Here is a 21,081-nt window from a genome sequence, read left to right as displayed (position 1 = left end):
GATTGCGAACCAGCCTGAAAGACTGAGCATGCAAGGAGTTATTCAGAGGCTCCTTGAGGCATAGCCGGGCAACAGCATTAACAGGGCATCCAGGCGATGGTAAAACCGCCGCGCCACCCGGCTCATGGCAAACAGGCCGGCGAGCAAGCACACCAGCACCATCGCCAAAACGGTCACCAGGTCCGCCACCGCAATCCCGCCAATCGACTCCAGAGGCACAAAGCGCTGCACCGGCGCCGCCAGGCGCGACATAAGATCAAACGCCTTGCCAAACACCACCATGAGCACAACAACCGGGATAAGAAACGCCACCCCGCCAATCAAGGTTGCCTTGAGAAAATGCATCCATTCATCCTCATTCTGAATGACTTCTGGATAGCATATTAATGGCGGAGGGACTAGCGAGGAGGGGGCTCACTGAAACGAAGAAGAGGGGCCACGCGTGCAGCCCCGTAAGTTGTATCGACCTGATTTACGGCCCGCCTGGATCAATATCCTCACCAAACATGATCCGGTGACCATCCGGTGTGGCTACACCAAACTCACGCAATCCCCAGGGCTTATCTGCAATCTCCTGAAAAATATCAGCGCCACGCTTTTGATAATCCTGGTAAAGGTCGTCGATGCTCTCACAATTCACATAGGCGAAATACGAATGCTCGTTGGTATCACCGGCAGACATTTCGTCCGGGCAATGGCCTACCATTACATGAAAACCGCCCAGGCTAAGAAAAGACCAGCCGTCCACACGAAAACGGACGGAAAATCCAAGCTTGTCCAGAAAGTAGTTTTCCGTGATTTCGAGATCCCTGACTGCCAGCACATGCTGGGTTGCTTTTACTTTGAACACCGGTGATTCCTTTCTTGGGTTTACTTGCAGGCATAACGCTACGCGCTCACGCGCTTGTCGCGTGGATTGCATTGCTATGTCGCTTGGACCAAAATATACCAATTATTGGTACTACCGAGGTGGCATCATGCAAAAGAATACCAGCATCACTTTAGGCCAACATTTTGATGCGTTCATTGCAGAACAGCTCAAAAATGGCCGATACAGCTCAACCAGCGAGGTCGTTCGTGCCGCATTACGCCTGCTTGAAGAGTCTGAAACCCGCCTGACTACACTTCGTAAACTGCTCAAGGAAGGCGAGGACAGTGGTTTCGAAGACTACTCCTATGACTCGTTTATTCGTGAACTGGACAATGAAGGGCGCTGATGCCAAGTTTCAGGCTTTCCAGGAAGGCCAAAGCTGACCTCAAATCTATTGCCCTATACACGGAGCGTGAATGGGGCCGGGATCAACGAAACCACTATCTTCTCCAGTTCGACCAATGCTTCCACCTTCTGGCCGATAATCCGAACTTGGGGCAAGCTTGCGATGAGATAAGTCCGGGCTACCGACAGTACCCTCAGGGGAGCCACATCATATTTTATCGTCTAGCCACCGAGGGAATTGTTGAAATTATCCGCATCCTACACAAACGCATGTTGCCTGAGGGGCATTTGCTTTAGGGCATAACGTCCAGTGCCGGCGCAGCCAGCCCGGAGCGCATTTTGTGTTAATGTTTGAGCGCCAGCGAGTAACACAAAAGGTGCGTAGCGCTGGCCACTGCTTGTTAGGCTGATGGACCTCAAGACTCCGTATAGTGGTTCATGATTTCCTCAGCCTTACGCTCTGAGATCACACCGAAAAGTACACTTGCGTCTAAGTAAGAAAGAAAATACTGAACCTCTAAAGAAACGCCTTCCGGCTCCATATCCCGATTCATGTCATCTCTGACGATTTCTTCAATCTCTGAAATGACATTTTCTATAACCGACGCTTTTGATATACCTCGATTTTTTGCTGCATCTTTTGTGGCACAAATTGCAATCTTAAGCACCTCAGAAGTTTCTGTAGATTGCTTTTCAACCACGCCGCCATAGCTATTATTTTCCATGGCAACGGTAATTTCTTCTAACCAGTGTTTATTTTTTCTTGGCACTTTCATTGATTTTTAATTGATCATAGCGCTTGCAGCATGCGCGCCTACGGAATGGAGCCGAAGGCGCAATGTAGTAGGCGTCGCCGTGCCTGCACTTGTTATGCAAGCATGCGTCATGCGGCCAAATTCCAGGCCGATACAGCCAGCATAGCCAGCAAGACCAAGGCTCCGGTCATGAAGAGTGGCAGCCTCACTGGTATATAGTTTGAAGTCACATGCACGTATGCGTGGGCGTACCTGCTCACGACGAAGAGCCACGCCAGAAATACTGCGACAGATCCGGCAGCGTTGATACTATATAGAACGAAACAGAGAACGTAGAAAAGAACCGGAATCTCAAACTGATTGGCAATGTTGTTGGAAACTTTGACGACATTTTCCGGCCACACTCGGTTGTCGAGAGCCGCTTGTTGTCGATTGACCTTGCCGGCTTTCACCGCGCCCGCTTTCCTTGCCCCAAGAATGATAAACATCACTAAGGTCAGAAAGACCTGTGCCAGAACAGGCCAAAAAATATGACTAGAACTCATCCGTGACTCCAAATTTTATGTGCATAACGCCCGGTGCAGCGGGCAAATTGGAGCGAGGAAGGAGCGGAAATTTGATCCGCCTGCCACCGCTTGTTAGGAGCTATAACGCCCACCGTTTCTCCGCTAATGATGGATGGGGACACCCCTTCATTTTTGAATGGAGTCGATTAATCAGCCACCGCAGACCAAAGAACAGAGCACCGGAAATAGCGAGGACAATAACTTTAATCAAAAGAAGGGCCATGAACTTCCCGATATCCACACCAGAGGTTCCATTTGAAAGCAACCACACTATCGACTGGACTACATGTAGAGCCTGCAAAGCAAATACAAAACCACAAAACCCTCGAATAACTCGAAGCACAAAATACATATACCCTCCTAACGCCCGGAGCAGGCGACCATTTGAAGCGCAGCGAAAAATGGGTCGCGCTGCCTGCGATTGTTATATGCGACATTAATCTTTGTGGCGTGTGATTTCATGAAACTCCATACACTCGTAAGCTTTAGCATAAAGAGTACACACCTCAGTCCATTGGTGGTTTCGGAAAAACGCCAAGACTATGCTCTTTACAGTTTGATACCCAATGCCAAACCTATCTCTCAATTCCATTTCAAAAGCTTGCCAATTTACCTCTTCCTCCGCCTCGACCATGCTGTCATATTTTTCAAAAATATCGTGCGCTGAATCTAAGTCAGATTCATCCCAGTTCATATGAATCACGAGGCTAGGTATAGGATTTTCACGAGAATCCAACGTTTCCCCAATTAGGTTGATGTGAAATTTGATTTTGTTGAGCTCACTTTCAAGGTCAGTCATTTTCGTCTCCGTACTCCAAACTATTCACTCTCTCACTACACATTGATATCGAGTCTTGAATTATTGTGTGCATGTCAGACACACACTGCCGCTTTTCGTTCTCATCCTCAGTGTTCTGGAACTGTCGTAATTTTTGTTGAGACTGTAAGATTTGGGTTCTTAGATCTGAGTCCGGGCCGTTTAAGTGAATTAAATTTACGGCCTTATCAATATATGACTGAATCGCATCAGTTATGGTCAATATGCTTTTTCCACGATTCAACTGCTGCACTTGAGAGAGAAGTTTTCGTCCTTCATCTTGCGCCCTCTTTAACAACTCCGCGACTTCCGACAAGTGGAGCTTTCTGAGGTCAAAAGCGATCTGATCCCTATAGGATTTAACTTTCGACGCCTGCCAAACTGTGACACCAGTGCCGATAGCAGTCAGCACAGTACCCGCAATTGTAATTATCATCTCCAAATTAAATTCCTCGAGGTTTGAGGTTTACCCTCTGCGAGCATATAACAGGTATTAGGAAGCCGGCTCGAATATCCAATGAACGCGCCGGCTTCATATCACGGTTTATCAATTTGCATATTGAAAGATAAAACCAGAAAAGTCAGCAAGTTACAAACCAGCCTCCCAGCGCATTATTCAATATGTTGACTTCTTCATTTCTCTAACTCAATAATGCTGTCCATATGTACAGCTAAGTTACAGGAGTCAGCCCATGCACAAGGAGCGTGCAGGCCGCCCCAGGCTTCGTGAGCAGTTTCGCGAGGCGATCAGGGTGCGCCATTACAGTCATCGTACCGAGAAAACCTACTGGTACTGGATTCGCTATTTCATACGCTTTCACAAGTTACGCCATCCTGCCGAGATGGCCGAACGAGAGGTATCTCTCTTCCTAACCTGGCTTGCAACAAGCCGAAATGTGGCTGCTGCCACTCAAAATCAGGCGCTAAATGCTCTGGTTTTCCTGTATCGACATGTGATTCATCAGCCTCTGGGAGAGGTGGAGAACATCAGTCGCGCCAAGCGCCCCGCCAAACTCCCGGTAGTGTTGTCCCATTCTGAAGCTTTATCCGTAATTGAACTCTTGCCGCCCCCCCACCGATTGATTATTTCTCTGATCTACGGCTCCGGCATGCGCGTGACAGAAGTTGCCCGGCTGCGCATTAAGGACATTGATTTCAGCAACAAGACAATCACTGTCCGGGACGGCAAGGGAGGAAAGGATCGCACAACGCTGCTGCCTGACCCCCTATCTCCTGTTTTGAACAGGATTATCAAAGCAACAACAAGCAGAATTAATAAAACACCGGCCCAGAAAAGAACACCAGTTTCCATGCCTGCTGCCCTGTCGCGCAAATACCCGTTTGCCAATATTTCCTCTCAGTGGCACTGGATATTTCCATCCTCAAACGTTTGTCAGGACAGAGAGGGAAATTGGGTACGTCATCACATCCATGTATCTGCTGTTCAAAAGGCGGTTCGCCAAGCCGTTCGTGATACGGGGATCAACAAGCCTGCGACCTCCCATACCTTCCGCCACTCTTTTGCCACACAGTTGTTGCTCAACGGTACCGATATTCGCACGGTCCAGGAGTTGCTTGGCCATAGTGATCTAAATACCACCCAGATTTATACCCACGTGCTCGGCCAAGGCTTCGCTGGCGTCATGAGCCCGCTTGGGCGGGGCTGAGGCGATCCGCTTTGTGTTTTATACTTCCGACTCCCGACTTCAGACGTCCGACCGCTCTTCACGCATAAAAAAACCCGGCTTTCGCCGGGTTTTAATCGCTTCAGACATGTTGCGTGTTGCGTGCTGCGTCTCTTATTCGCTCCAGGTCAGGTCCAGTTCCCTTGCCGCCTTCACATCATCCAGGCGACGCACCGGCTGGGTGAAGGGTGCTTCTTTCACCCTATCCGGTTCGTTGCGCGCTTCTTCCAGGATGGCGGCCATGGCCTCCACGAATTCGTCCAGCGCTTCCTTGCTTTCGGTTTCGGTGGGCTCGATAAGGAAGCACTCCGGCACCAGCAGCGGGAAGTAGGTGGTGGGTGCGTGCTGGTTGTAGTCCAGCAGGCGCTTGGCGATATCCATGGCGGTGACGCCCAGCTCTTTCGCTTCTTTTGCGAAAGTGAGGATGAACTCGTGGCTGGCGCGACGATCCGGGTAGGCGGCGGTGCAGCCCACCGCTTCCAGTCGCTTGAGCAGATAGTTGGCGGCCAGGGTGGAGAATTCGCCCACGCGGATCATGCCTTCGCGGCCCAGTGAACGAGCGTAGAAATAGGCACGCAGCAGCACCCCGGCGTTACCCATAAAGGCACTGAGGTGACCGATGCTGGTGTCCAGAGTGTCGGTGTCGATCCAGTGATAGCTGCCATCATCACGCTGGCCGGCCATGGGGGTGGGCAGGTAAGGCAACAGACGCTCGGAGACACCCACCGGGCCAGCACCGGGACCACCGCCGCCATGGGGGGTGGCGAAGGTCTTGTGCAGGTTCATGTGGATCACGTCGAAACCCATGTCACCGGGACGAACTTTACCGAGGATGGCATTCAGGTTGGCGCCATCGTAATAAAGCAGTCCACCGGCTTCGTGGACGGCTTTGGCGATGTCTTCAATCTGCCGTTCGAACACGCCACAAGTAGACGGGTTGGTCATCATCAGGCCAGCGGTCTGCGGACCGCAGGCAGCCTTGAGCGCTTCCAGGTCCACGTCGCCATCCGGGCCGACCGGCACTTCACGGACCTTGTAGCCACACATGACGGCGGTGGCCGGGTTAGTGCCGTGGGCGGCGTTGGGGATCAGGATTTCAGTACGCTGATCGTCGCCGCGTGCATCGTGGTAGGCACGGATCATGGCCACGCCGGCAAACTCACCCTGGGCCCCGGCCATGGGGGCGAGGGATACGCCCTTCATGCCGGTGACTTCTTTCAAGAAGTTCTGCAGTTCGAACATGCAGCTGAGGAAACCCTGGCTGTGGCTTTCCGGCGCCAGCGGGTGGCGGTTCAAAAAGCCCGGCAGCATGGCGGCACGGTTGGCTCCACGGGGATTGTACTTCATGGTGCACGAGCCCAGCGGATAGAACTGTTTGTCGATGGCGAAGTTCTTGGCTGAAAGGTTGGTGTAGTGGCGCACCACCTGCATCTCGGACACTTCCGGCAGCCCCGGTTTTTCCTTGCGGCGCAGGTGCGCAGGAATGGCGGACAACTTGTCCTCCGCCAGCGCCTTGGGCGCTTGGGAAGTGGCGCTACGGCCCGGGTGAGACAGTTGGAAAATCAGTTGTGTCTCGCTCATGCCAGCACCTCCTTCAGCGCCGCTGCAAACAAATCCAGATCACCTTCGCTGTGCACTTCGGTGGCGTTCACCAAAATCGCGCTGGCCATGTCGTAGTCTTTCGCCAGGCTCACACCGCCCAGCACGTCTTTCTCGGCCAGCGCCGCCAGCACCTGATCCGCCGGCTTGGGTAAAGTCAGCACCACCTCGTGGAAGGTGGGCGCGGTGAAGGCACGCTCTACACCGTCGATGGCGGTGAGCTTGTCGGCCAGTGCCTGGGTGTTGGCATGGCAGTGGGCCGCCACATTGCCGAGGCCATCCGGCCCCAGCAGGGAGGTATAAATGGTCGCCGCCGTCATGGCCAGGCCCTGGTTGGTACAGATGTTACTGGTGGCCTTGGAGCGGCGGATGTGTTGTTCGCGGGCCTGCAATGTCAGGGTGAAACCCTGCTTGCCTTCCATATCCACGGTGCGGCCGATGATACGGCCCGGCATTTGCCGAACGTGTTTTTGCTTGCAGCACATGAAGCCGAAGTACGGGCCACCGGAGGACAACGGCACACCCAGCGGCTGCCCTTCACCCACAACGATATCCGCACCTTCTGTGCCCCATTCACCGGGAGGCGTCAGCAGCGCGAGAGAGGTCGGGTTCACCACACCGATAACCAGCATCTTGTTGGCATGGGCCCAATCGGTGAGCGCATCCACGTCTTCCAGCGAACCAAAGAAGTTGGGCTGGCTGATCACCAGTGCGGCAAAATCTTCACCCTCATAGGGCTTGAGCATCTCCAGTGGGGTCTGGCCGCCGGCGGCATCGAATTCCACCATCTCCAGTGCCACGTCCTGGTTTTCCACGATGGCGCGGGTGGCGCTGGTGTAGCGCGGGTTCAAGGCGGTGGGGACCAGCACCTTGCGGGACTTGCTCTTGCGGTTGGCACGCAGGCTCATCAGCACGGCTTCGGCCAGGCCGGAGGCGCCGTCATAGACGGAAGCGTTGCTCACGTCCATGCCGGTGAGGCGAGTCATCAGAGTCTGGAATTCGTAGATCACCTGCAGGGTGCCCTGGCTGGCCTCTGCTTGGTACGGGGTGTAAGCCGTGTAGAACTCACCGCGAGTCGCAATCTCCCATACCGCCGCCGGAATGTGGTGCTGGTAGGCACCGGCCCCGATAAAGCTCACCGCGCCAGCGTCCTGGGCGGCGCGCTCGCTCATCAGGCGGGTCACTTCCATTTCGCTCAGGCCTTCAGGCAAGGCATCCAGCTTGCCAGCGGCTTTCAGGTGCGCAGGAATCTCATCGAACAAATCTTCGATGCTGTCGGCGCCAATGGCGACGAGCATGGCACGAACGTCATCGGGGGTATGGGGGATGTAGGGCATTGGGGCTACCTGATGGTTTGGGTGTTGGCTGTCAGGCCACGGTATTCTGACACCGGCCTGACGCTTGACGCCGAACGCCTGACGCTAAGCGAGAACCCAAAGCGTCGTGCGTCCGGCGTCTGGCATCCGGCTGCGAAAACGGCTACGCCGTTATTCGCTATCGATCTGCGCCTGGTACTGGTCGGCGGTGAGCAGGTTGTCCAGCTCGCCTTCGTCGGTCAGCTGCACTTTGAACAACCAGCCGCCTTCATAGGGAACGTTGTTGACCAGTTCCGGCTCATCTTCCAGTGCTTCGTTGATCTCAACGATTTCACCGGACACCGGGCTGTAAATGTCGGAGGCCGCTTTCACGGATTCCACCACACCGGTTTCATCACCGGCGGCTACCACCTGGCCCACTTCCGGCAGTTCCACATAGACCAGATCGCCCATGGCATCCTGAGCGTGGTCACTGATACCAACGGTGGCAACACCGTCTTCTACCTTGGCCCATTCGTGGCTGGCGGCATAACGCAGCTCGGCTGGAATCTCGCTCATTGTTTTCTCCTGTTAAGAGTCGCTTGCACGCGACACGCTTCACGCATGCACGCTGAAATAGTAAATGTGTTTTCGCAGGAGCTTGCTTGCAAGCGAATTCCCCCGAGGGTACCGCGAGCAGGTTCGCTTACAAGCAAGCTCCTACAGCAGGTTTCGATTACCGTTGTGGAACTTACAGCTCTTTGTACACGACCTCGCCATTACGCACGAACGGCGGCTTGACCACCTGGGCGACCTGGCGCTTGTTGCGGATCTCCACATCCACCTTGCCGGTCGCCCCTGCCGGCAACCGCGCCAGGGCGATGGATTTGCCCAGTGTGGGCGAGAAGGTACCGCTGGTGATTTCCCCTTCTTCGCCATTGGGCATCAGTACTTTCTGGTGGGCGCGCAACACGCCCTTGCCTTCCAGGATCAGGCCCACCTGCTCGGCGTGGCCGTTTTCCTGCTGGTTGAGCAGTGGCTGGCGACCGATGAATTCGCGGTCGTTGAGCATCACCGTCCAGCCCATGTTGGCTTCCCACGGCGTGATGGTGTTGTCCATGTCGTTGCCGTAAAGGTTCAACCCCGCTTCCAGGCGCAGGGTGTCACGGGCACCCAGGCCGATGGGGGCAACGCCGGCGGCCAGCAACTGGCCCCACAGGGTCACGGCATCCGCGTTGGGCAGCATGATTTCCACGCCGTCTTCGCCGGTGTAGCCGGTGCGGGCGATCATCCAGTCACCGTCCTGCGCGAAGGCAAAAATTTTCAGGCTGCTGACCGCCTCGGCACGGGCGCCGCTGAGCAGGCCGGCAAGGATCTCGCGGGCCTTCGGCCCCTGAATCGCCAGCATGGCCAGTTCCGGGCGCTCGTGAATATCCACGGCAAAACCGCCGGCCTGCTTTTCCATCCAGTCCAGGTCGGTCTCACGGGTCGCGCAATTTACCACCAGTCGGTAGCCATTGTCCTGTTTATAGACGATAAGGTCGTCGATCACGCCGCCATTGTCGTTAAGCATGCCGGTGTACAGGGCGCGGCCCGGATCAATGCGGTCCACGTCGTTGGCCAGCAGCTGGCGCAGGTAATCACGGGCACCGGCGCCGGCAATATCCACCACGGTCATGTGGGAGACATCGAACACGCCGGCATTTTGACGCACGGCGTGATGCTCTTCGATCTGGGAGCCATAATTGATCGGCATATCCCAGCCGCCGAAGTCCACCATCTTGCCGCCAGCAGCGAGATGGGCGTCGTATAAAGCTGTGCGGTGAGCCATAAAAAGCACCATGGAACGAGTGAGTGGGGAATTATATCGACACGGGGCCGGGCGGCATAGGCTGGGCCGGGAATCCGTATCCACAAAAAAGCCGGCCCGCAGGCCGGCTTGACTATCACCGTCAGGGACGGTGGCGTTACTGCGGTTTCTTGATGGACCCGCTCTGGAAGGTAAGGTTCACCCCACCCGCCGGGATCTGCAGGTCGATGGTGGCCAGGGCCCCACCAATACGCACGTCGATGTTCTGCTCCGCCAGGCTCAGCAAGCCAATGACCAGACGGCCATCGGGGAGGAAATCCACCGGACCGGACAACTGGAGATCATCCAGCGGGTAGCTGTGCAGGTTGAACGGCAGCCCCAACGGCGCTTCCATTTCCGGGGCGTCGAGCAACAGGTCCAGCGTGGTATCGAACATCAGCTGGTCTTCAGCGGCGTCATAGCGGATCCAGCCGGTTAGCGGCTGGGTGCGATTGCCGCTGCCATCGTCGGCATAACGGGCACGCATGACCAACGGCTCGGTGGGCACGTTCGGGCTGACCAGGCCGGCAATCTGTGCGTAGACGTCGGTGTTGGTTGTCATCAACACAGGCGGGTACAGCGTTACCTCTACCGCCTGCTCAGCGTCGTTCCAGCCCACAATATCCGCGTTGATACCGCCGTTGAGATAGGTGAATTTATCCGCCGGGCAGGTGTCGTTGATATTGCAGCCAATATTTGCCGCCGTGGCGATCCCGCCGGTGTCCAGCACCGCCAGCTTGGCGGCATTGGTCGGGGTGGGATACTGGCCGCTGCCCGGTGGCACTTCCTGGGCCTTGGTTTCGCTGTCGTCGAGCAGGAAGTTGGCATTCACATCGGCCTTGGGCAGGTTGCGCAGCGGCAGCAGCACATTGTCGGTGGCCGCGGCGCCAGTGAAGGCAATCGCCATATCCGGCCCACCCTTGTCCGCATCCGGCCCCAGTAACTGGGCGGTCTGCAGCGGCATGTCATCTTGCGAACAAATCACCTCACCGGCACAACCGGCCTGCTCGTGGGACGCCAGCACATAGCGGTAAAGCGTGCCGTCTTCCCAGGGCTGTTGCGGGGTAATGGTCAGTTTGCGGGCCTCCATGCTCAGGTGAGCGGGCACCGCTTCCAGGCAGTTGCCGGCGGTGTCGATTTTCTCTACCCGTACACTGCCTTGTCCGCAGGTGCTGCCCAGCACCATGCTGTCGGCCGCCATGTTGCGGGAGAACTGCACTTCGATGGCACGGTTGGCGGGCATGGTGGGCACCGGCAGCAGATCACCGGCCTGATCCTGGTAGGCACTGGCGCACTCACCCTGAATACCGTTGCCCAGGTCTTCGCTGCCGGGATCAATGGCGCAGCCATATCCGGGGTACACCGTGGTGGTGTAGGGCGTGCGCGGGCTGTTGGTGGTGGCATCCACCATGGTGAAATCGAGGGTTTCCGGGTTTGCCGGGTTGCCGCTCAGGTCCTGCACGCCATCGGTAAACGCCACCTGATAGTCGCTGCCGAAGGCCAGCGGATCGTCCGGTGTCAGCACCAGGGACGCACCGTCGAGACGCCACTGGAAGGGCACCTGGGCCCCCTGTTCGGTGAGGCTCACGGTGGTGCCCGGGATGATGGTGTCCTGGTTCGGAGTTTCATCGAAGTTCAACACCACCGGGTCGCCAGGGCGGAAACGGTCGGCGTAATCACCGGGCTGCCAGCTTTGCAGGCTGGGGCCAGTGATATCCACCTCCGGTTCCGGTGCATTAACCTGGTCGGCGTAGGATTCCATGTGGAAGCTGAGCACGCCGTAGGCGGTTTCGATGCCCAGCACTTCCGGCTCAATCACCCCGATAGCGTCAATCACCATGCGCCCGTTTTCAACAATGGCGCGCCCCACCAACTCGACCTGCAACAGCGTCTGGGTGAAGGCGCCGTTGGCGCGGGAGTCAGCCGTGGAGAAGGCCAGATCCAGGGTCAGCTGCACCCGCCGTGGCGCTTCCGGGGCCGCACTGTACGGTGCCGGCGACAAATAGCCGGAGGCATCGGACAGGAAGCTGACAGTGACATCACCGGAATCAAACCCCGCCGGCAGCTGGCCGCCAATCAGTACTTCCAGTGGCTCCCCGCTAAGCAGCGAGCCCTTGCTGATACGCAGCGGCGTGGCATCCGGGTAATTGGGCACGAAGCCCAGCTCGGCAAACACATTGCCGGACAGTTTGGAAACGGTGGTGTCACCCAACAGTTTGGCAATCAGCGGCACGCAGTTGATCGGCTCGCCACTGAGCGGCGACAGCATGACACCGTCCTCGCCACAATCCTTGGTAGGATCTGCGGCCATGGCTTCCAGCACCAGGGTTTCCCGTGGGGTGGAATCCTGCGGGGTCAAGGTGATGCTGTTTTCCCCGCTGTAGGCCACGCCGGCTTTACTGGTCAGGGCGGCGTCCAGTTCCAGGGTGTAATCGCTGCCCGGGGCCAGATCCTCCTGCGGGTCCAGGGTCAGTCGTGTGCCGCTCACCAATAAGGTGGCCGCCACCGGGTTGCCGCCGGCATCGTTAAGGCTGACCGTGGTGTTATCCACGGTGGTGCGATCCAGTGGCTGCGAGAATTGCAGGTGAACGGTGGAGAAGTCCATGAAGGGCTGGTCGTCGCCACCCGACGGCATTTGCCGGCTGATCACCAGCTCATCCGCGTTCTGCTGCTGGTCCTGCGGCCCCGTGCCGGCGGAGCCGGTGGTGAAGTTCAGGGTGCCGTCACTGAAACCGTCCAGGTCGATGCCGTTCAGGCTCAGGGTATAGTCGCTGTTGAAGGCCAACGGCACGCGCGGCGTGATCACCACGGAGCGCCCCTGATCGGCTTCGCTCATGTCCACATCAACGGCACCGTCCGGGCCGGTAAGGGTAATGTCCGACAGCACCAGGCCCGGCGCCTCGGAAAACTGCACCACCAGTGGCGCATGCACCGATATCTGGGTTTGCTGGTCCGCCGGGTAGCTGTAGAACACCTGCCCGCTGTTGCGGCCGCTGTAATCCACGGTCTGTTCACTGCCACCACCACCGCAGGCGGTCAGCACCAGTGCGGTGGCGAAAAGTACGCTCGTTCGCATCATTGTGTTTGCCTCCCGGGCTTAAAATTTCAGGGTGATGGAGCCGCTGATCACATTCACCTCACCGCTGGCTTCCACCTGCTCGCTGGGCTGCGGGTAGACGGCGGACTGGGTGTCGTAAATGTCGAAGGTGCGGTCTTCGAGGATCTGGTGCTGGTAGGCCAGATCAAAACGGACCGGGAAAGCGAGAATACGGGTTTTCTTGTATTCCGCGGTGACGCCGAGGCCGATGATCCATTTATCCGTATCCAGGTAGTTCACATCCACCGACGCATTGGATTCCAGTGGTGATTCGCTGTAAGCCACCCCCCCGGTGAATGAGAAATTCTCATTCAGCCGGAACTGGGTGCCGATGCGCGGGATAATCACGTCCTGGAATTCCAGCTGGCCAGGTTGCCCGCTAACGGTCTGGTCCTTGATGGTGTCATTATCGAATTCGTCTTCCAGGGCAGACCATTCCTGCCATTCGATAGTCACACCGGTACGCCAGCGGCCTGACTGGTACTGCACACCACCGGCGAGAATGTTCGGCTGGTAGGAATCCAGGGTGTTGATGTTGAGCATCAGGCCCGGGTTGGGAATCACCCCGGGAATCACCGCGTTGGCGTTCACTTCGGTTTTGGTGTTGGAATAGCCACGATAGGAAAAGGCGGTTTCCAAACCGTTGAACCAGCAATCATCGCCTTCACCACAGAAGGTTTCGCCCCAGTCCATGTTGATACCGAAAATCGGCCGAATGGACGGTTTGGCGGAGACATCCAGTTCTTCGTACTGGGTGTTGCCGGCCAGGTCTGTGGTAGCGGACAGATCTGCGGCGGCATGCAGGGTAATCCGCGCCGTGGCGCCCACATCGATGCCTCGCCACAGCTGGGTAGCGCCACCCAGGTTCAGGAACAGGGGCTGGCGACCGTACTCAAAATACTGGCCCTGCTGGGACGTGGAGGAATCAAACGCCAGCATTTCCTCGCCGTATTTTTCCACCCCCAGCATCAGGCCAAAATAAATCGGGTGGTTGTATTGGGTGAGTGAAGTCAGGTCGGTTTTCATGCCCAACAACATATGCTGGGAGGGCGAGTCCTGCAGCACATCACCGTTACGGATTGGCGCATCGGCACCGCCCAGGCTTTTGGCGCGCAATTCATGTTCGGCATGCATCAGGCCTGCGGTCAGTTCGCCACGGGGGTCTTTGGCCAGCGCCGCCGGGTTGTAGTAAGTGGCGGACACCTGATCATTGAAGAGGCTGAGCGCCTGTGCGGAGGCAATATCCGAGGGCAACACGCCATACGTTGTGCCGATATTACCCATGCTCGCCAAGGCAACAGATTGCACCAACACACCACCGGCTACGGCGGCGACACGTCCCGAAAAAGACACAGTCATTTGTTGTACTCCTACACTGTTTTCTTGTTGCTTTTACGTTGTTTGTCGCCGAGGGAGGCGACGGGGGGAGCCCACCCTATGCAAAAGTGAACAGTTACTCACATAGGTAGAAAGCGCTATTTGGCGTCAATCACGACGGCAAACCGTAAAATTCTTTTAAACAGTGACGAGGTAGACAGGGTATTCGCTGACGAGTTCGGGCACGGCCGTGCCATCTGAGGCGCCTTAGAGGGAATTGTCGACGAACGGCGGCAGAAATAACTACGCCCCGACAAGCGGGGCGCAGCGCAAGGCAGAAACGCGGCCAGAATTACTGGATAGACGCGCTCTGGTAGCTCAGGTTGATGCCACCCGGCGGAATGATCAGGTTCACCTGCCCGCCTTCCAGGCCAGCAAGACTGATCTCCAGATCCACGTTCTTGGATTCCAGGTTCTGCAGACCAATGAACAGGCGGCCATCAGGCAGGAAGTCCAGCGGCCCTTCCAGATCCACATTGTCGATGGGCAGCCCTTTGACGTTGTGCTCCAGACCCAGCGGCAGGCTCAGGGCCGGGGCATCGAACAGCAGGTCAAACTGGATCCGGAACACCGGGCCGTCCGGCGTTTCCACGATGTAGCCCACCGGCGGGACCGTGCGTGGACTGTTCGGGTCATTGGGGTCCTCGGGCTCGTAGCGAACACGCATGATGTTCGGGCCGGTGGCGGTCTCAATCGGCACCAGGCCCACATCGCCTACCACTTCCAGCAGGCTGTTGAGCACGCCATCGCCGCCGAATTCCCCGGCCAGCGCATTGAGCGCATCGTCCAGGGTGCTGAGGGTGACATCAAGGATGCCGGTCAGGATCGGCCCCAGTACCGGGATCGCATCCAGGGTACTGCCCCCATCGGTCACATTCAGATCCAGCCCGACCACCGCCGTGGCATCCAGATTGGTCAGTGCCACAGTGGTCGGGTAGATCACCACGGGCACACCTTGTTGCTCGGCATCGAAGTCCAGAATTTCGGTGTTCAGCAAGCCCGTCACATACATGATCCGGTTACTGTCACACTGGCTCTGGTCTTCCGGGCCATAGGGCGGCGCCCCTTCAAAACCACAACCGGTATTGGCGCTGGTCACCAGACCTGTGCCGCCGCCATCGCGGGGCAGAATCATGGTGGCATTGGCCGGCGTGTCGGCGGGGTCAATCACGTCACCGCTGACAACCGGCTCACCGGAATCGATCTGGAAGTTATTGTTCACATCGGCACTGGGCAGGTTGGCCAGTTCCTGGAACACGGTGGTCGCCGCCGGCCCGCCTTGGAACAGAATCTCCATGTCCGGGCCCCCTTCTTTCTGGCCAGCCCCAAGCAACAGCGCTGTCTGCAGCGGCAGACCATCCACCGAACACATACCCGCACAACCGGTGCCACCGCCATTGGATGTCATCACATAACGGTACAGAGCACCCTCTTCCCAGGCTTGCTCTGGTGTGAACGTCAGCGCGCGTGGGTCCAGCACCAGTTCACCCTCCACGTCGACCCAGCTGCCGCCTTCGTCTTTTTGCACCAGGAAGGTATCGCCGAGGAGGATGGTTGCCGGATCCATGTTCTGGGAAAAACGCACACGAATGGAGCGGTTTGCGGGCAGATCCACAATCGGCAGTTCATCCACTTCCACTTGCGCACTTTCCTCGTTGGAGGAGATGCACACGCCTTGGGTGCCGGCATCAATCTCGGCCTGGCTGGCATTACTGCTGGCACAGGGGAAGCCCGGGTAGACGGTGGCTGCGAATGGGCCTCTGCGCACATCGTCCGGATCATTGACCACATACTCCGGCAGGCTGAAGTCCAGGCTGTTATCCCCTTCCAGGGTATCCAGCATCTGCAAGGGGTTACCTTCCAGATCCGTAATATCCGGGGTGGTGGTAATTACGTACTCCACACCATATTCCACCGGGGCATCCGGAGTGATGATCAAGGCACTGCCATCCAGCTTCCAGCTGAACGGTTCTTGCGCCCCACCTTTGGTGAGCATCAAGCTCTCACCGGCAACAATGGTTTCCTTCTCCAGGACTTCATTGAAATGGATGATGATGGGGTCACCAGGCTCCATGCGGTCGGCCACATTTCCGGGCTGCCAGGACAGCTCCATGCCATTGTCGCCGTCGAGAACAGGCACAAAAGGACTTACCGTATCGAAAGGCTTGAGAGGCGCGTTCTCCTGATCTTGATAAGACTCCATGCGGAAGCTGAGCACACCATAGGCGTTATCCACGCCCAGTACCCGCGGCTCCACAATGGTAATGGCATCGGTGTTGAGCTGGCCATCTTCAATCAGGCCGGTGCCCACCAGTTCCAGGTGCATCAGGTTCTGGGTAAAGGCGCCATTGGCACGGGCATCGGCGGTGGACGTGGCCACGTCCATAAACAGCCGCAGCTGCTTGGGCGCGTCGTCACTTTCCGCATTGGGGTTGGGGAACAGGTAACCGGTGGCATCGGAGATGATTTCCACGGTCACTTCACCGGAGTCGAATCCCACCGGCACTTCGCCGCCGATAAAGACTTCCAGCGCATCCCCTTTCAGGATCCCGCCGCGCTTTACCCGCAGCGGGGTCACGTCGGGAAACTTAGGCGCAAAAGCCAGTTCGGCGTAAACGTCACCGGACTGCTTGGACACCGTCTTGTCCTGCAGCAAGGTGCCAATCACCGGCACACAGTTGATCGGCTGGCCGGTCAGTTCCGACAAGCGTACGCCGTCATCCAGACACCCCAGAGAATCATCCGCCGGCGGCACATTGGTCACCAGCACCGCACGCTCACCGGTAGTGGGCGAGGTGGTGTCCTGGGGCACAGTGGAATGCGAATAGTCGGCAATGTCTTCGCCCAGCTGACTCTTCACACCGTTGACACTCAGCTCATAGGTATCACCAGGCGTCATGTCTTCCAGCGGATCCACGGTGATGGTAGTCCGACCGACCAGCAGCAAGGCGGGCACAACCTCGCCATTGTTCATCAGGCTGATGGTGTCGCCGTAGACAACGGAAGAAGAATCAATGGGATGGGTGGTGCGCAGACGGAACGAAGAGAAATCCATGCTCTTGAATTGCCCGTCATCCGGGAAGATGGATTCCACTTCAAAGCTGGCAGCGGTCTTCTGGGTCTCAATCGGACCTTCCAGCGCCGCACGGGTGGTGAAATTCAGGGTGCCGTCTTTGAAGGTGGTGGTTTCACCCAGCACGGTGACGCCATTCATTACCACCTTGTAGTCCGACGCCGGCTTCAGGACATCGTCCGGTGTCAGCACCACACCTCGGCCATCGGCCACGGATTCCAGGGTAAACGGTACCGCTTCATCATCCGGGCCCGTCATGGTGAAGTTGCTGGCATCCGCCGTCACTTCATGGCTGAACTGCAGGGCAATGATGGCACGCGGCGCGACCTGCTGCTGATTATCCAGCGGGTAGGTGTAATGCAGATTGCGAGCGTCAAAGGTCGGGGTATTGAAGCTCACGCTATCGTCGCTGCCGCCGCAACCGGCGACCAGTGCGGCCGCCAGTGCAGTGAGAGCCAGTTTGTTATTTTTCATGGGGCACCTCCGTTAGAACTTCAGCGTGATGGAGCCGGAAAACACATGAACATCGCCATCAGCTGTCACGACTTCATAGGGGTTGGCCACACCGGGGCGGGTGGTGGTCAGCTCGAAATCACGCTCTTCCAGTTTCTGGAATTGGTAACCAAAGTCCAGGCGCAGCGGGTAGGCCAGAATCGGCGGATCTTGAATGATCAGGGAGCTACCCACGCCAGCAATAATCTTGTCGCTATCCAGGTAGTTCACGTCCGGAGTCTGAATACTTTCCAGCGGGCTTTCCTGATACGCCACACCCGCAGACAGAATCAGGTGCTCATTGACCGTCCACTCTGCGCCCACGCGGGGCACCACGATATCCTTGAAGGTCGCAAAGGCCTGATCTTTCACGGTGTCACGGGCCAGTTCATCTTCCAGGTCTTTCCAGTTCTGTTGCTCAACCGTCACCGCCGCGCGGAAGTTGTCACTAAAGTGATAAAGAATACCGGCACTGAAAATATCCGGCTGATAGGAATCGATGGTGTCGATGAGTACGGTAATACCCGGGTCAATCACGGTACCGGGGATGGTCAGGTTGGATTCCACCGAGGTGCGCGCTTCGGTGTGGCCACGAAACGCGAAGGCGGTTTCCAGGCCGGTCCAGATACCGCAATCTTCCTTGCCGCAAAACACTTCATCCCATTCGAAGTTGAGCGACAGCACCGGACGAATCACCGGCTTGGCGGTCACGTTCAATTCTTCGTACTGGGTTTCGCCGGCCAGATTTGCGCTGGCCACCAACTTGGCATCGGAGCGCAGGGAGATATGCGCAGAGGCCCCGGAGGTAATCCCGTTGGCCAGCTCGATGCCGCCACCCAGATTCAGGAACAATGGCTGGCGACCGTAGTTGAAAAACTGCCCTTCCCGGGAATTTTCGGATTTGAAAGCCAGCATTTCTTCACCGTATTTTTCCACGCCGGCGATAATGGCGAAATAGATGGGATGCCCAAACTGGGTCAGATCGGTGAGATCGGTTTTCAGGGCGATGATGGTCTGCTGGGAATCGGTATCGTTAAGCACATCGCCGTCACGAATAACCGCCGGGGCGCCGCCACTGGGATTGCCCTGACTCACCGCCCGAAGCTCTTGCTCACCGTGCAGCAGCCCCAAGGTCAGCTCACCACGAGGGTCCTGGGTCAGGTAGGCCGGGTTGTAGTACAACGCGGACGCCTGGGTGTTGAACATGGAAAGCGCTTGCGCGGTCCCCACATCCGTAGGCAGCAAACCATAGGTGCTGGCTGTATTGCCCATGGCAGCATAAGCAGGGGCCGATAATGCAGTAGAAATGATTGCAGCCGCCCCCCATTGGGACAGTTTCTTGGTTGTCATAGCGCGTCTCCGGCGTTTGTTATTCGGTTTTTCGCCCAAGGTTTACCGTCTCAGGCGCTGGGAGAACAACACGTGAAGGCTATGCAGCCTCTCGCTATTCCCCCCTGTGTATATGCAATAAGTAAAACAAAACGCCCGTGCTAGAGCCGTTGAGAAAAGGTTGGGATTGGTTGAGAAAGGTACGCGCGGGGGTGGGATATGCTGCGAAGTGTTATGGATCTGTAACGGGAAGCGGCAGACGAAAGCCTCCTTTACCGGGCAGGAAAGGTAACGGGCCCGTTACGGCGCCCAACCCGCCTGCACAGCAGGCATAAAAAAACCGGCCCGAAGGCCGGTTGTAAAAACACAAACACCGGTTATTGCTTGATGGGCTCGCCCAGGTACTGGAGCTTGACGCCACCCGCCGGAATCTTCAGGTAGATTTTCGGGCTCAGGATCAGCACGGACAAGTTTACGTCCACTGCGATATCGTTACTGTTCAATTGTTCAATCACCATTCGTCCATCCGGCAAGAAGGTCACCGGCCCGGCCAATTTCATGGTCAGCGGGTAACTATGCTGGTTATGAGAACCATCGAGCAAAATGTGCATGTAAGGGGCATCCAGATAGAGCCTCACATCGGCACGGAACTCCGGCCCGTTCGGGGTTTGCACGATCAGACCGGGAATCAGCCCCTGACGCTCCCAGCTATCATAGACAAAGCTGCCATCCGGTTTTTTCTTGCCACAGAAATTATCCGCGTCTTCAGGCCAGGCAACGCAGTTGTAGCGCATACGCATGAACTGGGATTCAGTGGGTGTATCACTCTCCGCAATTCCCAGAATTTTCACTTTCAGGGTAACCGAAGACGCCTGAATCATCGTTGGATACAGCCACACCTTCACGGCTGGCCAGGCTTCAACCTCCGGCGTCGACGGGTCATCATAGGGCTGCGCATCAGCGCCCATCACTTCGGAGTTAAGCCCCCCAACCACATGAATTCCGCACTGTTCCGGCAAATCACAAACCAGAGAAGGGTCAGACACTCCCCCTTCACTGCCACCATCTCCCTTGCTGGTATCAATGATCAACGCGGTAGTGTTGGCTCCCGGCTCGCCACCCTCGTAACCCGGCTCACCATTATCAAAACGGCCATTGCCATTCAGGTCAGCGGTGGGCAGGTTTTTCAGGGGCTGGAACACCGATGCCGTGGGCGCCGCACCGATAAAGTGATTCTCTATATCCGGGCCGCCCATATCATCGGCGGGGGCACGCAACATGGCAGTCTGCAAACGTTTGCCATCAGTCGAGCAAATGGCTTCGCCGGAGGTGCAATCATCCGGTAATTGCCCGCTGGTGGCATTCACACTCTGCAAGGCATAACGGTAATACACCCCTTCTTCCCAGGGCTCATCCGGGGTAAAGACCAGGCTGCGCGTACCCACGTCCAGTGAACCGGTGACGCCGGCTTCACAGCGATATTTACGCTTGTCGCCATCGTCATAACGCATCGGCGTACCCGTCGCCGGGTTCAATTCCACTTTCTCGACCCGGAAGCTGCCCACATCACAGGCGGCGCTGTTGTCAAAGACCACGGAATCAGGAGCGATATCGCGGGTGAAATTAATCCGGATAGCCCGGTCTGCCGGCAGGTGGGAAACCGGGTTACGGTCATCTTCGGTTTTGCCACCCTGACAAAAACCGTGGTTGCCGAACTCGATTTCCCAGTGCTCCTTGTCACTGGCACAGGGGAAGCCTGGATAGGTCGTCAGCACACGGGGCGGCGGCAGATCACCGACAAGGGCCGCCAACTCGAAACTCTGACTCACCGGGTTGACTGCATTACCAGCCAGATCCGTCACGCTGCCATCCACCACGGCGGTATAACTTTCACCAAAGGCCAGCGGCTCAGCCGGTCGCATCACCAGGCT

At 57.1% G+C, this 21,081-nt stretch carries 18 protein-coding genes; 3 read left to right on the top strand and 15 right to left on the bottom strand.

From position 1 onward, the window contains the following. Positions 1–42: 42 nt before the first annotated feature. Together A3754_RS09765 and A3754_RS09760 are read right to left on the bottom strand one after the other, a co-directional pair. Positions 43–345 (bottom strand): hypothetical protein, encoded by a 303-nt coding sequence (locus A3754_RS09765; protein ID WP_197468601.1) that lies wholly within the window; start codon positions 343–345, stop codon positions 43–45. A gap of 127 nt (positions 346–472) precedes the next feature. After that, positions 473–850 (bottom strand): VOC family protein, encoded by a 378-nt coding sequence (locus tag A3754_RS09760; protein ID WP_063519515.1) that lies wholly within the window; start codon positions 848–850, stop codon positions 473–475. A 127-nt stretch (positions 851–977) separates the two neighbouring features. Here A3754_RS09760 and A3754_RS09755 point away from each other — a divergent pair, with 127 nt between their 5' ends. Next, the gene (locus tag A3754_RS09755; protein ID WP_012140687.1) at positions 978–1,217 is read left to right on the top strand and encodes a type II toxin-antitoxin system ParD family antitoxin; all 240 of its coding nucleotides are present in this window, start codon (positions 978–980) and stop codon (positions 1,215–1,217) included. Next, the gene (locus A3754_RS09750) at positions 1,217–1,513 is read left to right on the top strand and encodes a type II toxin-antitoxin system RelE/ParE family toxin (RefSeq protein ID WP_063519514.1); all 297 of its coding nucleotides are present in this window, start codon (positions 1,217–1,219) and stop codon (positions 1,511–1,513) included. Before A3754_RS09755 ends, A3754_RS09750 begins: the two co-directional genes overlap by 1 nt. Before the next feature lie 119 nt (positions 1,514–1,632). Here A3754_RS09750 and A3754_RS09745 read toward each other — a convergent pair whose 3' ends face one another. The 4 genes from A3754_RS09745 to A3754_RS09730 form a co-directional block, all read right to left on the bottom strand. Continuing rightward, positions 1,633–1,992, bottom strand: coding sequence for a hypothetical protein (locus tag A3754_RS09745; RefSeq protein WP_063519513.1), 360 nt, complete (start codon positions 1,990–1,992; stop codon positions 1,633–1,635). Between the two features lie 107 nt (positions 1,993–2,099). Beyond that, positions 2,100–2,516, bottom strand: a complete 417-nt coding sequence (locus A3754_RS09740) for an MAPEG family protein (protein ID WP_063519512.1) — start codon at positions 2,514–2,516, stop codon at positions 2,100–2,102. 100 nt (positions 2,517–2,616) lie between these two features. Further along, positions 2,617–2,889 carry a hypothetical protein gene (locus A3754_RS09735; RefSeq protein ID WP_063519511.1) on the bottom strand — a complete coding sequence of 91 codons (273 nt, stop codon included), beginning with the start codon at positions 2,887–2,889 and terminating at the stop codon, positions 2,617–2,619. An 84-nt stretch (positions 2,890–2,973) separates the two neighbouring features. Next, entirely contained in the window at positions 2,974–3,336 is a 363-nt protein-coding gene (locus tag A3754_RS09730; RefSeq protein ID WP_063519081.1) for a hypothetical protein, read from the bottom strand. A 710-nt stretch (positions 3,337–4,046) separates the two neighbouring features. On the opposite strand from A3754_RS09730, the gene A3754_RS09720 reads away from it, so the two are divergent. After that, positions 4,047–5,021: an integron integrase gene (locus A3754_RS09720; RefSeq protein ID WP_063519509.1), complete on the top strand. Its 975-nt coding sequence runs from the start codon at positions 4,047–4,049 to the stop codon at positions 5,019–5,021. 132 nt (positions 5,022–5,153) lie between these two features. Here the strand turns inward: A3754_RS09720 and gcvPB are convergent, their stop codons facing one another. The 9 genes from gcvPB to A3754_RS27640 all read right to left on the bottom strand — a co-directional run. Beyond that, a complete protein-coding gene (gene gcvPB / locus A3754_RS09715) occupies positions 5,154–6,620 on the bottom strand; it encodes an aminomethyl-transferring glycine dehydrogenase subunit GcvPB (protein ID WP_063519508.1) in 1,467 nt (488 codons plus the stop codon). Then, the gene (gcvPA, locus tag A3754_RS09710; protein ID WP_063519507.1) at positions 6,617–7,975 is read right to left on the bottom strand and encodes an aminomethyl-transferring glycine dehydrogenase subunit GcvPA; all 1,359 of its coding nucleotides are present in this window, start codon (positions 7,973–7,975) and stop codon (positions 6,617–6,619) included. The genes gcvPB and gcvPA overlap by 4 nt, the downstream gene beginning before the upstream one ends. A gap of 150 nt (positions 7,976–8,125) precedes the next feature. Further along, the gene (gcvH, locus tag A3754_RS09705) at positions 8,126–8,512 is read right to left on the bottom strand and encodes a glycine cleavage system protein GcvH (protein ID WP_063519506.1); all 387 of its coding nucleotides are present in this window, start codon (positions 8,510–8,512) and stop codon (positions 8,126–8,128) included. Positions 8,513–8,684: 172 nt separating this feature from the next. Continuing rightward, on the bottom strand, positions 8,685–9,764 hold the full coding sequence (gene gcvT, locus A3754_RS09700) for a glycine cleavage system aminomethyltransferase GcvT (protein WP_063519505.1): 1,080 nt from the start codon (positions 9,762–9,764) through the stop codon (positions 8,685–8,687). A 136-nt stretch (positions 9,765–9,900) separates the two neighbouring features. After that, positions 9,901–12,861, bottom strand: a complete 2,961-nt coding sequence (locus tag A3754_RS09695) for an Ig-like domain-containing protein (RefSeq protein WP_063519504.1) — start codon at positions 12,859–12,861, stop codon at positions 9,901–9,903. 18 nt (positions 12,862–12,879) lie between these two features. Continuing rightward, a complete protein-coding gene (locus tag A3754_RS09690; protein WP_063519503.1) occupies positions 12,880–14,238 on the bottom strand; it encodes an OmpP1/FadL family transporter in 1,359 nt (452 codons plus the stop codon). 310 nt (positions 14,239–14,548) lie between these two features. Further along, positions 14,549–17,803 carry an Ig-like domain-containing protein gene (locus A3754_RS09685; protein WP_063519502.1) on the bottom strand — a complete coding sequence of 1,085 codons (3,255 nt, stop codon included), beginning with the start codon at positions 17,801–17,803 and terminating at the stop codon, positions 14,549–14,551. 12 nt (positions 17,804–17,815) lie between these two features. Further along, positions 17,816–19,171: an outer membrane protein transport protein gene (locus tag A3754_RS09680; RefSeq protein WP_063519501.1), complete on the bottom strand. Its 1,356-nt coding sequence runs from the start codon at positions 19,169–19,171 to the stop codon at positions 17,816–17,818. Positions 19,172–19,527: 356 nt separating this feature from the next. After that, positions 19,528–21,081 (bottom strand): Ig-like domain-containing protein (locus A3754_RS27640; protein WP_231880577.1); only part of this gene is annotated, 1,554 nt, incomplete at its 5' end.

This window comes from Alcanivorax sp. HI0083, from assembly GCF_001635175.1.
This window is presented reverse-complemented; position numbering and strand designations above follow the sequence as displayed.